Annotated in this window: 13 protein-coding genes; 1 reads left to right on the forward strand and 12 read right to left on the reverse strand. The window is 38.8% G+C overall.

Annotation, left to right across the window (positions count from 1 at the left end; genetic code table 11):
- The first annotated feature begins 106 nt into the window (after positions 1–106).
- Positions 107–391 (forward strand): hypothetical protein, encoded by a 285-nt coding sequence (locus ACIQYS_RS11740; protein WP_402979588.1) that lies wholly within the window; start codon positions 107–109, stop codon positions 389–391.
- A gap of 31 nt (positions 392–422) precedes the next feature.
- Here ACIQYS_RS11740 and ACIQYS_RS11745 read toward each other — a convergent pair whose 3' ends face one another.
- From ACIQYS_RS11745 to ACIQYS_RS11800, 12 genes are all read right to left on the reverse strand, one after another.
- Positions 423–1,961, reverse strand: a complete 1,539-nt coding sequence (locus ACIQYS_RS11745) for an acyl-CoA carboxylase subunit beta (protein WP_402979591.1) — start codon at positions 1,959–1,961, stop codon at positions 423–425.
- Positions 1,962–1,973: 12 nt separating this feature from the next.
- Positions 1,974–2,768, reverse strand: a complete 795-nt coding sequence (locus tag ACIQYS_RS11750; protein ID WP_402979594.1) for an enoyl-CoA hydratase — start codon at positions 2,766–2,768, stop codon at positions 1,974–1,976.
- The gene (locus ACIQYS_RS11755) at positions 2,761–3,681 is read right to left on the reverse strand and encodes a hydroxymethylglutaryl-CoA lyase (RefSeq protein ID WP_402979597.1); all 921 of its coding nucleotides are present in this window, start codon (positions 3,679–3,681) and stop codon (positions 2,761–2,763) included. The genes ACIQYS_RS11750 and ACIQYS_RS11755 overlap by 8 nt, the downstream gene beginning before the upstream one ends.
- A gap of 13 nt (positions 3,682–3,694) precedes the next feature.
- Entirely contained in the window at positions 3,695–3,907 is a 213-nt protein-coding gene (locus ACIQYS_RS11760) for an acetyl-CoA carboxylase biotin carboxyl carrier protein subunit (protein ID WP_402979600.1), read from the reverse strand.
- A 13-nt stretch (positions 3,908–3,920) separates the two neighbouring features.
- Positions 3,921–5,276, reverse strand: a complete 1,356-nt coding sequence (locus ACIQYS_RS11765) for an acetyl-CoA carboxylase biotin carboxylase subunit (RefSeq protein WP_402979603.1) — start codon at positions 5,274–5,276, stop codon at positions 3,921–3,923.
- 32 nt (positions 5,277–5,308) lie between these two features.
- Entirely contained in the window at positions 5,309–6,100 is a 792-nt protein-coding gene (locus ACIQYS_RS11770) for an enoyl-CoA hydratase/isomerase family protein (protein WP_402979606.1), read from the reverse strand.
- A gap of 18 nt (positions 6,101–6,118) precedes the next feature.
- A complete protein-coding gene (locus ACIQYS_RS11775; protein ID WP_402979609.1) occupies positions 6,119–7,675 on the reverse strand; it encodes an acyl-CoA synthetase in 1,557 nt (518 codons plus the stop codon).
- 224 nt (positions 7,676–7,899) lie between these two features.
- Positions 7,900–9,261: a sigma-54 interaction domain-containing protein gene (locus ACIQYS_RS11780; protein ID WP_402979612.1), complete on the reverse strand. Its 1,362-nt coding sequence runs from the start codon at positions 9,259–9,261 to the stop codon at positions 7,900–7,902.
- 155 nt (positions 9,262–9,416) lie between these two features.
- Positions 9,417–9,923, reverse strand: a complete 507-nt coding sequence (locus ACIQYS_RS11785) for a YehS family protein (RefSeq protein WP_402979615.1) — start codon at positions 9,921–9,923, stop codon at positions 9,417–9,419.
- A 147-nt stretch (positions 9,924–10,070) separates the two neighbouring features.
- Positions 10,071–12,428, reverse strand: a complete 2,358-nt coding sequence (locus tag ACIQYS_RS11790) for a polyprenyl synthetase family protein (protein WP_402979618.1) — start codon at positions 12,426–12,428, stop codon at positions 10,071–10,073.
- A gap of 180 nt (positions 12,429–12,608) precedes the next feature.
- A complete protein-coding gene (locus ACIQYS_RS11795; protein ID WP_402979621.1) occupies positions 12,609–13,661 on the reverse strand; it encodes an LLM class flavin-dependent oxidoreductase in 1,053 nt (350 codons plus the stop codon).
- 245 nt (positions 13,662–13,906) lie between these two features.
- A complete protein-coding gene (locus tag ACIQYS_RS11800; protein ID WP_402979624.1) occupies positions 13,907–15,193 on the reverse strand; it encodes a glycosyltransferase family 2 protein in 1,287 nt (428 codons plus the stop codon).
- Positions 15,194–15,437: the final 244 nt, after the last annotated feature.

The following is a 15,437-nucleotide window of genomic DNA, read 5'->3' on the forward strand; positions in this document are numbered from 1 at the left end:
AAGTTGGACAATCGTATCCAGCTTGGACGATCTCACCGCAAAGTTGGACTATCTTCTATAAAACCTGGACAATGCCTTCAGATAGTTGGACTATCTCCCACAAAAGTTGGACAATCGTATCCAGCTTGGACTATCTCACCGCAAAGTTGGACTATCTTCTATAAAACCTGGACAATCCCTTCAGATATTGGACAATCTCCCCCGAAAGTTGGACAATCGTATCCAGCTTGGACTATCTCACCGCAAAGTTGGACTATCTTCTATAAAACCTGAACAATGCCTTCAGATAGTTGGACAATCTCCCACGAAAGTTGGACAATCGTATCCAGCTTGGACGATCTCACCGCAATTACCATCATTGGAAGCAGCCATTTTAGCAAGAGTTCTTTAAATCAGCAGAGTGTTTTCACTACTGAGCCAAGTTAAACTGGATACACCCCGTGTTTACGATCAGTGAAAACCAAATATTTCGACATATAAACATCTAAACGTGATGCAAGCTCCTCCCGCAAACGGTTTGCCTCGACAACATCATCAATAATTAAATCAGATGCTAGACGATAAATATCAATGTCTTCTCTGTATTCTTCCCGTTTTTCCGCTATAAACGCAGCTCTCTCTTCTTCTGGAAGGGAAGCAATTTTATTTGCATATACTGCGTTTACCGCGGCTTCTGGCCCCATGACCGCAATAGAAGCTGTAGGTAGCGCGATACAGCAATCTGGTTCAAAAGCTGGACCCGCCATTGCATATAAGCCAGCGCCATAAGCTTTGCGGACGATTACTGTCATTTTAGGGACAGTTGCTTCACTCATCGCTGAAATCATCTTAGCACCATGTCTAATAATCCCAGCTCTTTCTACATTTGTTCCAATCATGAAGCCCGGTACGTCGGCAAGGAATAATAAAGGGATATGATAAGCATCACAAAGATTAATGAATTTCGCTGCTTTATCTGCACTATCATGAAATAGTACGCCGCCTTTTACACGTGGTTGGTTTGCAATAATTCCGATTGGCTGACCGTTGATTCGTCCTAGACATGTTATAAGTTCAGGTGCAAACAGTTTCTTAATCTCACACATGGAGTCTTCATCTATTAGTCGTTCAATCAACTGATACATATCAAATGGTACATTTTGATTTTTAGGAATTAACTGCTCAATGCTTTTTTCAAAAAAAGCTGGTTCTTTTGCTTCCGCTTTTACCGGCTTTTCAGTAAAGTTTTCCGGAAAATACGTTAAATATTTTCTAGCGTACGCAATAGCTTCTTCCTCGCTTGGTACGAGCACATCACCGCAACCAGAAACGGAACAATGCATTTTCGCTCCACCCATTTCTTCTAGGGACACTTTTTCACCGATAACCATTTCTGCCATTCGAGGAGATCCTAGATACATCGAAGCATTCCCTTCCACCATCACCACTACATCACAGAATGCTGGAATATATGCTCCGCCAGCTGCAGACGGTCCGAATAGCAGACAAATTTGTGGTACTTTCCCTGACATTTTGACTTGGTTATAAAAAATTCGTCCAGCTCCTCGACGACCTGGGAACATTTCTAGTTGATCTGTTATGCGAGCCCCAGCAGAGTCAACAAGATAAAGCATTGGACAGCGCAGCTTTTCAGCTGTTTCTTGAATACGGATAATTTTTTCTACTGTTCGTTTCCCCCAAGAACCTGCCTTAATAGTAGAGTCATTGGCCATGACACAAACGGTACGGCCATTTATTTTACCAATTCCAGTAACAACACCATCCGCTGGAAGATCACCTGCTAGTAAGTTGGCAAACATGCCATCTTCCGCTTTTAAACCATCATCAAATAGCAAGTTCAATCTATCTCGAACGAACATTTTCGCTTGTTCTTGGTTTTTTTTATGGTATTTTTCTTGCCCACCTTGCAAGATAGCATCTTTTTTAAGCTGGTAATCTGTTTGTGAAGCTGTCGTTGTCATGTTGTTTCCTCCTTATTTTCCTGTATATTGTGGTGCGCGTTTTTCCGCAAATGCGCGTAAACCTTCTAATCTATCTTCAGTCGGTAGCAATTCGTTGTACGCAAGCTCTTCTATTTTCAATCCTGTGCTAAGATCTACTTCAAACCCATTATTGATTGCAGCTTTTGCTTGGACTAATGCAAGCGGAGCGTTCTTTGCCATGGATGTTGCTATTTCTAGCGCTTTATCTAACAGGCTTTCACGAGGGACTACATATTCTAGTATTCCAAGCGCTTCTGCTTCCTCAGCAGTCAATCGCTTAGCGCTATAAATTAGTTCTTTCGCTTTTCCAAGTCCGATTAAACGAGGTAGGCGTTGTGTGCCTCCTGCTCCCGGAATAATACCTAAAGAAGTTTCTGTTAATCCTACTTTTGCTTCTAAAGCACCGATTCGGAGGTCGCAAGCAAGTGCCAACTCAAGCCCTCCTCCGAATGCAACTCCATTCAGTGCAGCAATAACAGGTTGTGGAAGAGCAGCAACTTCATTTAAAGTCTCCCCTATAGATCGAACAGCTTGTTTAACTTCGTTTTCTGTCATTGTTTTTCGCTCTTTTAAATCTGCCCCGGCGCAAAATGCTTTTTCCCCGGCACCTGTTAGAATGATTACTCGAACTTCCGGATTGTTTCTTAAATCATTAGCAACCATTTTTAAATCATGGAGCATCTGCTTTGATAAAGCATTTGCAGCAATCGCCCGATTTAATGTGACGATCGCAATTCCGTCACTACGTTTTTCTACTTGCATGTTTGTTAATACGGTTTCAACCATTGCAAACAGCTCCTTCTTCCGCATTCAAAATATCCATTTGGCGACTATTCAGCTTTTTTCCTCTTACTTTTTCAATAAGTTGGGCTGATTTCATCACTGCATCTAGATCAATTCCAGTTTCAATTCCCATTTCATGAAGCATATATAATAGATCCTCTGTCGCTACATTTCCTGATGCACCTTTTGCATACGGGCAGCCGCCCAATCCGCCAAGGGAGCTATCAAAGATTGTAATTCCCATTTCAAGTGATTTCACAATATTGGCTAGTGCCGTTCCTCTCGTATCATGGAAATGCATCGCAAGTTTATTTGCATCGAAATGAGGTAGTAGCTCCTCGAGCAATTGTTCCACTTGATTTGGCACGCCAATGCCGATTGTATCCCCTAACGAAAGCTCATCTATTCCCATGGAAAATAGACGATCGCTCACTTTCCTTACTTGCTGCGTTGCAATCACGCCTTCATATGGACATCCAATCACTGTAGATAAATAACCTCTGACCGTTTTTCCCGCTGCTTTCGCTTCCTTAACTACTTCGCTTAGAATTGGGTACGTTTCTTCAATCGATTTATTAATATTATTTTGATTATGAGCTTCACTTGCTGACATGAAAATACTCACTTCATCTACATTAGCTTCTAATGCCCGCTCAAGTCCTCTTAAATTAGGAACTAGTGCAGCATACGTAACCCCTTGTTCCCGCTGAATTTTCCCAAGCACTTCCGATGCGTCTGCTAGTTGCGGTATCCATTTGGGATGGACGAATGAGCTGACTTCAATATAAGAAAGCCCTGTCTTTGAAAGCGAGTCGATCCAAACAATTTTATCTTCCGTTGAAATAGTTTGCTTTTCATTTTGTAAGCCGTCTCTTGGGCCAACTTCTTTTATCTTTACGCTTTTTGGTAGTTTCAAAGATTTTACCTCCCTATTCAACATCGATGAGTACATCGTCATCATTCACGAAGTCGCCTTCTTTAATATGGATTTTCTTCACTACGCCAGTTTTCTCAGCTGCAATCGGAATTTCCATTTTCATTGATTCAAGAATTACTACATCTTGCCCTTCTGTTACTGTTTCTCCTTCTGTCACTAATACTTTCCATACACTTCCTGCCATACTTGCTACGATGTTTGTCATATTTATTTCCCCCTTATTTTGTTGCTTTTTGCGCTAAGTAATATTTATTCACAAAATCAGTTGTTGTATATCCAGCTAAAAATTGTTCATGGCTAACCGTTTCAATGAGCATTGGAATATTCGTTTTAATGCCTTCTACTTTGTAATTTTCAAGCGCTTCTTTCATTCGGGCACATGCCTCGCTGCGCGTTTCTCCCCAAGCGATCAGTTTGCCAATCATTGGATCGTAAAATGGTGTCACTTGCGAGCCAGCTTCTATCGCACACTCATTTCGGATACCTTTCCCTTGTGGTAGCTGAAATTCTGTTATCTTTCCAGGTGACGGGAAAAATGTTTTAGGATCTTCTGCATATATACGCACTTCAATCGCATGCCCTTTTCGTTGAACTTCTTCACGTGTAAGAGATAAACGCTCTCCATACGCCACTTTTAACTGTTGTTCTACTAAATCGAGACCAGTAATTTCTTCAGTAATTGGATGCTCCACTTGTAATCTTGTGTTCATCTCCAAAAAGTAGAAATTTTGCTCACGATCCACTAAAAACTCAATCGTACCCGCATTGGAATACCCAATATGTTTTGCTGCTTGGACAGCTGCATCTAGCATTTTTTGACGTGTTTCTTCACTAATAAATGGAGATGGTGCTTCTTCCACAACTTTTTGGTTACGACGCTGGATAGAGCATTCTCTTTCCCACAGTGGAATGACATTTCCATGTGTGTCGGCTAGAATCTGTACTTCAATATGATGCGGATCAGCGATATATTTTTCTAAAAACATCGTTCCATCACCAAAGAATGATTCTGCACGTTTTTTATTTCCTTCGAAAGCTTTTATTAGTTCTTCCTCGGAGTTAACGAGTTGCATACCGATTCCGCCGCCTCCCGCAGACGCTTTAAGCATCAGTGGATAGCCGATTTCTCTTCCTGCTTCTCTTGCTTGCTCCTTATTATCCAAAGCAGTATCGATCCCTTCTACAACCGGTACACCTGCTTCTTTCATCATCTTACGTGCTTCAATTTTACTTCCCATAGAAGCGATAATATCCGATAAAGGCCCGATGAATACGAGTCCTGCTTCTACACATTTCCTAGCAAATACCGCGTTCTCTGATAAAAGACCGTATCCTGGATGTACTGCCTCTGCTCCACTAACTTTGGCCACACGAATAATTTCGTCGATATTTAAATAGCTTTGATGTACAGGTGGCTTTCCTACGCAGTATGCTTCATCAGCTTGTCGAACGAACAAGGTCTCCGCATCTGCCTCTGAATAGATGGCAACAGTTTGAATGCCTAGATCCTTACAAGTTCGAATAATTCTTAATGCAATTTCTCCACGATTGGCGATCAAAATTTTTGAAAACATATACATCTCTCCTTTTAAGTTTCTTTATATAATCAATTATTCGTAAAATTAGCTTTTCGTTTTTGTATAAAAGCTTCCACGCCTTCTTGAACATCCTTCGTCTGAAAAGCATGGCCAAAATAGGTTGCTTCCGTAACAAGACTTTCATCAAGTGGTTGTTCATATCCAACATCAATCGAGCTTTTGGCAAAAGTTATAGGAAGTGAAGAGTGTTTATTAATTTTATTTGCGATTTCCATCGCTTTCTCCAAAGACGTCCCCTTCGGAACAACGTGATTAACAAGTCCGATTCGTTCTGCCTCTTCTGCCGAGATAGACTCACCAGTAAAAATCATTTCTTTCGCTCTTGCTTTTCCTATTAGCCGTGGCAGCCTTTGCGTCCCCCCAGCCCCTGGAAATAATCCCAATTTAACTTCTGGAAGACCGATCTGTACATGTTCCTCCGCAACTCGGATATCACAGCTTAACGCGAGTTCGCACCCCCCGCCAAGGGCAAGACCATTTATCGCCGCAATAGTCGGATGAGGTAACCGTTCGATCTTATTTAGTGGTTCTTGAAGCCAAAGCGATTTTTGCTTTGCTTCTTCGACTCCTTTTCCAATCCACTCTGGAAATCCTTTAATATCCCCACCAGCTACAAACGCCTTTTCGCCTGCACCTGTTAAAACTACTACTTTTACGTTAGGATCTCTTTCGATTTCATCCACGACTATGTTCAATTGTTCAATAACATCTGCGCTTAAGACGTTCACAGGTGGATTATCGATGACAATTAGTGCGATATTTTGTTGTAATGACCATGAAACAACTTGGACTTTTTGCATCGTTTTAGCACCTCGTTTTTATATTTTCACTTCGCTATAGTCTTGTCGTAAAACAAATTTTTGAATTTTGCCGGAAGGTGTTCGTGGTAATTCATCTACGAAAATAACTTTTCTAGGCTTTTTATAGCTTGCTAGATTTTTTACACAATGACTAATTACGTCCTCTTCTGTTAAGTTCGATCCTTCCTTTTTCACGACAACAGCACAAACAGCTTCTATGAACTTGGAATCGGGTATACCGATGATGGAAACTTCCTTTATCGCCTCGTGACGGTATAATACATCTTCAATTTCAGCGGCGTAGATATTTTCCCCACCACTTCGAATCATATCTTTTTTTCTACCCACAATCGTTAAGTAGCCGTCCAGATCAAACACGCCTAAATCCCCAGTTTTACACCAGCCATTTACAAACGTCTCCATTGTCGCTTCGGGTTTTCGCCAATACCCTACCGAAACAGCTGGACTTTTAATGGCAATTTCCCCTACTTCCCCGACTGGTATCGGGTGCCCATCGTCATCCAATATGTTAATCTCTGTTAATGGCATTGGCTTACCTACTGTTTGTCCTTTCGTAAAAGCATCTTGTGGATCGAGCGATGCTGCGATTGGCGTCCCTTCCGTCAATCCATATACTTGAACAACACCCACATCTGGGTATTTCTTTTTTAATTGTTCTAGTGCAGAAGGCAATAATGGATCGCCCCCTGTATAAATTGTTTTTAAATTTTTCAGTTGATACGAATCAATATTATCGAAATTCAACATTTCATAAATCATAAATGGAAATAAGAAGCAATCAGTCACTTTTTCTTGTTCAATTACGGATAGGATTCTATCAATCTTAAAACCTTGGCTTCTTGTAATGACAAGTGTTCCACCCATCAATAGTATTGGAAGTCCAATGTCTTCCATTGCGCCTACATGATAAAGGGGACCTGTCGTCATGCCAATTTCTTGTCCTGTAAACTTCCATTTCAACGATTGCATGGCAGAAAACCAAAGTGTCGTGTCATGCGTCCAAATGGCGCCTTTTGGTCTACCCGTTGTACCTGACGTATACATTAACATGACTGGATCACTCAATTTAATATTATTTTCCACTACTTCATCCGTAGGGCCGCTTTCTAATAGACTCCATGGCTTAGACCAATCCGGTTTTATTTCCCCTTCATTTTTCAGGCATATGTACTGTTCTACGGAAACATGCCCTCGAACTTCCTCCAGTTCACTTGCCAAATTAGAATGAAAGCATAATATTTTCGTTTGAGAATCGTTTAATGCATATTTTAATTCTGCACTCGAAAGTCGAAAATTAAGACGAACGGCAATTGCACCGATTTTCGCAATAGCAAAATATAAACCGAAATATTCCAGGCAATTGTAAAGCAATACGCCAACTCGGTCTCCTTTTTGGACTCCTAATTCAGCAAGCTTATTCGCGTATGCATTTGATATTGTATGGAGTTCTTTGTATGTCCATGCTTTACCCATTTCTTCTTTTATTGCTATTTTTGCTTGATGATTGTCATTTAACACGTTTGCCATTTTCCTAGTTATAAGTCCAACGTCCATTGAAATTCCTCCTTTCGTCTCTCCCTTTTATATAAGCAAGTTTCATGCCAAGTTTAAAAATGCGAGTTTTCGATACTTTGAGCCTATTTTATAAATTAGACGTAAATATTTTTCCGAAATATCGGAATTTACTTCCCTTTATTCGATAAGATGCATTAGAATGCCTGCTAAAATAAAAAAATCCGAAATATCGGAGCGCATTCCGACATTCTGGATTTTTATACTTAAGTGATTCTATATTTTTTTATTTTCTCGTATATGGTCGAATTACTAATTCCAAGCGCTTCAGCTGCCATATTTTTATCGAATTTATAAATCATTAACATTCTTTTTATTTCTCTTTTTTCCGTTTCTTCTACTATTTCTTTTAATGTTCTCTTCTGGATTTTTTCAGAATCTCTTTTTATATATTCCGGTAAGTCATCGATTACCAATAAGTCCTCATTTGATAAATGGACACCTGCATTCACTACATTTTCCAGTTCTCTTATATTTCCTGGCCAACTATATTTTATTAACAACTCATATATGTCATCGTGTATGGAATTCACACGTTTTCCAATTTGTGCTTTCGCTTTTTCAAAAAAATGATGAATCAGAAGTGGGATATCTTCTGTTCTTTCACGTAAAGGAGGACTTACTATTTGAATGGCATTTATTCTATAATATAGGTCTTCCCGAAATTCCCTATTTTCTATCATTTTCTCCAAAGGTCGATTGGTGGCAGCAATCACCCGAACATTAACTTTTTTTGGTTGAAGGGATCCTACAGGTTCATACTCCCGCTCTTGTAGAACCCTTAATAATTTGACTTGCATATGCTGTGGCATATCGCCAATTTCATCTAGAAAAATAGTTCCCCCATCTGCACTTGGAAACTTTCCTACTTTCCCACCTTTTTTAGCACCTGTAAAGGCACCTTCTTCATAGCCGAATAACTCGGACTCGATTAGATGTTCTGGGATAGAGCCACAATTCACGATGACAAATGGTTTAGTGCTACGTGAACTTAGTTGATGAATACTTTGTGCAATTATTTCCTTCCCTGTACCGCTCTCGCCCCTTATCAATACCGAAATATCTCCACCAGCCACTCTTTTCACACGTTCTTTTAATTCCTTCATTTCATGCGAGTTTCCGATTAAATCATGTAAAGAATACCTTGCCCCATTTGCTTTATCTACCACGGGCGTATACAAATTGTTCCTTGCTAATAACTCTTTAATATTACTATTCATTTTCTTCCAATCATCTAAATCTCGAAAAATGATAGTCCCTATTGCCCCGATAATCTCCTTATCATCGAAAATCGGGATACGATTTGTAATGACAAAACTCCCTCGTAGAAATTGTAAATCTGCCATTTCCGCTTTTCCTGTTTGAACGACAAGATGTAATCTCGTATTTTCAATATGATTAACAATATATCCCCCGATTATATCGTCTCTATTTACTTCTAAAAACTCGCAATATTTATTGCTAATATATTGTATTTTTCCATTGTTATCGATAATGACCGTTCCATAGTTTGCATTTTCAAATACGACATCAAGTAATTTATGATTAAACAATTGTCCAGATACCATATTTATTTCCCCCTTCTCCTTCTGAATCCTCTTACTGCCCCTTTCTTATATGATAACTGAATTTTCGACAAATGGATGTTTCATTTTTTACTAAATAGCTTTTAAACGAAAAAAAACAGGATGAAGTTTTTATCTCATCCTGTTTTGTCGCTAGCTTATTCTCGGTGTTTTACAGCTAATCCTCTTAAAAATTTCCGTGCAAAATTATCTCCACATACTTTATAATTTCGATGTCCTTCTTTACGTAAAATGGCTCCTAGCTCCCCTTTTGATACTGCAATGCCACCTTCATCCAATATATCTAACATATCTTCTGTTGTTAATTGTAGCGCAACTTTTAATTTTTTTAGGAGCATATTATTAGCACTATTCTCAGGAGGTGCAGGATTTTCAAGTTGTCCAGGTTTTGGATCTTGTTTACCTCTTTTAAAAGTAATGAAGCCGTTTAAAAAGGAATCTAACATCTTATGTGTACATTTTATCTGATCTTCCGTTTCCTCTACATCCACTACATCATCGTATTCGTCTTTTGATTTTGTTAGTATCTTTGGTAGTTCTTCTTTCGTTACTTCTATACCACCAAGATTAAATATCTCAATCATATCTTTGTTTTTTATATCTAGTGCGTATCTTAGTCGTATTAATATATCGTTGTTATCCATTTAAAAACCTCCTCGTATTGCCTAATGACCAGCCGTTTCACATTGCGTTAAATGCTGTTGGCAGATAATAAATTATAGCAGAGATGTAGTAAATTCACCTAAAAAACAGTGAAAACATTATTATTTGACTAGTTAATGAATGATATCCTAATGGTCTCGATTGATAATATAATTTAAAAAATGTTTCAAGAATGTCGTATTACGTGGCACTTCTTGTAATACTTCCATTGCAACACAGTAGTTTTCCCACATTTCTTTTTTAGCATTTTCCTGACCTAATATGGACACAAAAGTTGAGTTATTGTTTTCTGCATCCTTGCCAATAGGTTTTCCGAGTATTGTTGCATCTCCTTCCACATCAAGTAAATCATCCTTAATCTGAAATGCTATGCCTGCATGACGGGCAAATTTTTTCAAAGCGTCTATTTCTAATTCATTTACCCCGGCAAGGATAGCAGGCATTACTAGTGATGCCTCGAATCCAATTCCAGTCTTATAAAAGCACATCATATTCAACTGTTCTACTGTCAGCTGCTTCCCTTTGGAGTCCAAATCCATCACTTGCCCTCTGCACATATTTGCTGTAGCTTGGGCGGAATATTTTATCAGTTTAAGGACTGTTTTCGAATCGAACCGATCAAGAGATGCTTGTGCCTCTACAGCCTTTTGGGTTAAAAAAAGTCCAGTTAACTCTGCAACGGCTATGCTATACACCTCATGAAGTGTCGGACGTCCCCTACGAGTAGATGCATTATCTTGGGATGGCAGATCATCCAATATTAGTGATGCGGTATGCATATATTCTAGCGATTTTAAAAGTGGTTCGATTGCTGAACTTTGTAATCCATATGCGTTTACCCCCATGAACCAAGATACTATAGGTCTTAAACGCTTTCCATCTCCTTCTAGACTATAATTGGCGGCATCAATAATTTGCTCTTCCGTTATAAACATGTTTTCTGTTTTAGGGATAGTAAGAATGCAGTTGATCTGATGACGTAAGGTTTTGATTGTATTTAGAAATCCTTCCTTTTCTATACTTTCATTTTTCAAAATTGTAATCATATGGTCGCGGAGTAGTTTATCGAAAAAATCTACATCATCTGCTTTTCGGACCATATGTTGTATTAGCTTATGGAATGTAGCATCCCCGCTTGCAAATATGCCCATCACTTCGTTGTATTTGTTAGTACCCACTCGTTCTTTATAGCGTTTCAGTCCGTTGATAGCCCGATCCAAAATGACCTCGCAAGTCTTCCTATCTGAGTTATACACGTTATGAATCAAATTAGAAATAACCGTCCAGTACAATTCAAAGGGGTTGATAAGATCCGAACGTGTCTGGTGATATTTCAAATAATAGGTATAGGGGGTTACCGAACCATCCTTCAGATCATCAAACATATCTGTGAAATCATCCGCTAGCTGATTATAAATGCCATAAAAAAATGTTCGGTTGTCCAATTCCTTATCCTCAGGAGCACCGATTACCGAACGGACAATCAATCGAGAAGAAGAGGATTTTAAAATGATTGGTATATAAAGTTCTTCATTGGTATAGTTTGCGTTAGATAGGTCTTTGACACGGTCCACTTCTTGAGAATTAAAAAACACATAAGATTGCTCAAAAAAACCTGTTCTTGTATCTGGTTGCTGACAGTCCTTAATATACTCAAAAGCTTCTTGAAGTTCCGAATGAATATATCCCATTAGTTCCACGTTATTTCCAATCCACTCCCCTAATGCTGGCACAGTTCCCGTAATAAGCGTGGTACGTATTAAATCGGAATATTGCTTTTCCTCTTCATCTGATAAAATTTTTGCATCGAGTAGATCGTCAATAAAGGGATAAGTTAGTCCATAGGAATAACCAAGCCTAATAGCTTTATCAAGTCTCCGAGTACGTTCCTCAGAGGTCGTCTCATCGTTCATCTCTTCAATTTCTTGCATAATAACACCCGCGATTATTTTAATAAGCTTTCTCTGAGCTTGCTCAGCATCCATCCCTTTTGGAATGCTTTCGGATACCGCCTTCAGTTTGTTTATCACCCAAATTAGGCCCGATTCAACTCCTTCTTTCTGAGCAAGACGGTATAACCCTGCCATACTAAACGTCTCATCTTTGCCTTTTTTAGTTAAGTCACTTTTTAACCCATCTACTACGCTTTCAATCCTGTTTAGCGTATCAGGTGAATCTAGTGCTTTGCCCAAATCACGCATAAAAATGTAAGAGATGCTTCGATCGAGATAGTTATCCAGTTTGCCTGTGTAATTTAGCCATTGAATATAATGGTGATACTGACTAGAATTAGGTTTTCTTTTTCTGCGTGAAAATAAGGCTTGAGAATGAATATGGTTGCGTTTCCATAATCGAATATCTTCTGTAAGAGTTGGGACATAAGTCTTTTGCCTAACTTGCTCATAAAGTGACTTAAAATAGTGTTCGGCCTTCTGCTCAGCTTGCCTATAGCATTCATCCGGATTTATTAATAACTCCTTAATCATTCAACATCACACCTTCACTTTATGTTCGCTCTTATCCATTTTGAAAAATAACAGTAGCTAATTAATAATCTATTCTTCTAAAAATCCTGGGATACCTTTTTATACATGAAAAATATAAGGCTTGACTCCATTTCAATAGAATCAAGCCTTTATTATCATTATAGTTTCAACAGAAGACTTTCATTCCCCTTCTGCTTCCCATCGGTCTATTTCTGCTCGAACCAATGGTGCCACTTCTGTTCCAAGAAGTTCAATTGCTTTTAACACTTCATGATGAGGCATTGAACCTACTGGTACGTGAAGCATAAAGCGTGTAATACCCACGTTTTTACGAAGGAAAATAATTTTTTCAGCTACTGTTTTTGCATCCCCTACATATAATGCGCCTTCCAAGCTACGAGCACTATCAAACGTAGCACGACTATATAGACCCCAACCACGTTCTCTTCCTAAGATATTCATAGCGGCTTGAGTCGAGGGGAAAAATTTATCCACTGCACTATCAGTACTTTCACCAACGAATCCATGCGAGTGTGATGCTACCGTCAGTTTCGAAACGTCATGTCCTGCCTGCTTTGCTGCGTTCTTATAAAGTTGCACAAGTGGTGCGAACTGAAGTGGACTACCTCCTATAATGGCTAAAACAAGCGGCAATCCTAGTACACCCGCACGAGCAACTGATTGTGGAGTTCCACCACTTGCAATCCAAACTGGTAGAGGGTTTTGAACAGGGCGTGGATATACACCTCGATTTTGAATTGCCGCACGATGCTCCCCACTCCAAGTAACCATTTCTGATTCCCTTATTTTTAACAATAAGTCCAACTTCTCATTGTATAATTCATCATAATCTTTTAAGTCATACCCAAATAGAGGAAATGACTCGATAAAAGAGCCGCGTCCAGCCATAATCTCTGCACGACCATTTGAAATCGCATCAAGCGTCGCAAATTCCTGAAACACTCGTACCGGATCATCAGAAGAAAGAACAGTTACCGCGCTTGTCAGTCTTATACGGTTCGTCTGAGACGCTGCTGCAGCGAGTATAACCGCAGGCGCAGAAGCAGCATAATCTTTCCGATGATGTTCGCCAACACCAAAGACATCTAAACCTACTTGATCAGCCAAAACAATTTCTTCTATAACTTCGCGAATGCGCTCCGCATGACTAATTACTTTCCCAGTTTCTACATCCGGTGTTGTTTCTACAAATGTCGTAACACCAATTTCCATATTTCTTCTCTCCCTTTAAGTTAAAAACTTCTTTTTATTCTTTCACTCGTTGTACACGTTCATCTATGTATTCATGCATAATACATTCTACTGTTCCATAACATGCAATGAGATGTTAGCTGTTTATTGTTTATTATATTGTAAGATATACAATGACCTTATAACACAAATATGCCTTACAGATCGATTATAAAAGTAACCCCAATTGTTAGTTACTATGACTACAATTGGGGTTATTTATTCCATTATCGTATATCATCGACTGATTTCACCACTGTGTGAGCAATTGGTTTCCATTCAACTTTCTTAAACAAGGCTACGATAGAAATAGGAATATAGGTAAACATAAAAAAAGGAAAAGTGATTGTATAAGCGATTTTTTTCCACCCTGAACAATGTATCTTTTTCCACTCCGTTAAGGTTGTAATGAAACCAAGTGTAAATAGTATTCCATAATACCAGCCAATGGAATTTAATAGTTCCATTGTGGTCGATTGAATAATCTGTTTCCCATCAAAAAAACCTAAAAAACCAGCTAAGTAAAATAATCCATTTACCATCATGCTAATACTGGAAACAAGCATAGCTGGCATAATCGTCATTGTCATATCGAAGCATGAAAACTTGTTATGTCTCCCACGAAAAACATTTCGAATTAAACCCCCGCCATATTTACCAAAAACTTGATAAAACCCTTTCGCCCAACGCAATCTCTGATTCCAGGACTGGTCAAAGGTAACTGGTTGCTCATCATAGAACATGGCACTTCTGCAGTACCCGATTTTTTCGCCTTTAATGATCTGAGAAACCGAAAACTCGATGTCTTCTGTTAAGAGATGGTGTATCCACCCTCCATTGTCTTTGATCAAATTTGCATGTACTAGAAATCCGGTTCCAGAAATTGCACAACTGGAGTTAAGGACCATTCTTGGAAGGTTCAGATATTCAGCTTCATGTAGGAACCAGAGGGCATAACCTGCAGAAATCCAATTTTGGTCATAATTCTTGGAGTTTCGATAACTAGTGATCACCCTATATCCTTGATGGAAAGTTTTGTTCATTTCCGCTATATAATTCTCATCAAGGAGATTATCGGCATCAAATACAAAATATCCTTCATACTTTCTGAATGAATATTCTCTTTCGATTATTTTAATCATATAGTTGAGGGCATACCCTTTTCCAATATTATCCTTATCGAAGCGCTCCCTCACAATTGCCCCTGCGTTTTCTGCAACCTTGGCTGTATCATCGGTACAGTTGTCTGCTACAACGAAAATATCAATCATTTTCCCAGGATAGTTCTGGTTTTTTATACTTTTGATCAGTTGACCGATGACGAGTTCTTCATTTCTAGCTGCGATGATTATTGCGTATTTGTAGGGATGAACATTCTCCATCACAGGATGATTATTTCTTTTGGTTTTAAATGCCACCAACATGTAAACAATCTGATATGAATACATCAATGTAAATAATAGGAACATGTAAAAATTAAAATCATTTATAAAACTTAATAATTGCGAGCCCAAGCCGATCCCCCCATGATGTTATCATTTTATTATTAACATTCTTCGGCTTCATTCCCTAAATTTATGCCCATTCAAAAGGTATCAAGAATCTGTCAATATCCTTTAAAAAGCAAGTATATTACATCTATTTACATCATGGATTAAAACGATGTTAAGTCTATGTAAATTGTTAGCATTTAGTGGAAGATTCCCCATAAGCACTGTAAAACCTATGAATTGATATGATGTATCACCTGTTCCATTT

Source organism: Psychrobacillus sp. NPDC096426 (assembly GCF_044762745.1).
Classification (GTDB): domain Bacteria; phylum Bacillota; class Bacilli; order Bacillales_A; family Planococcaceae; genus Psychrobacillus.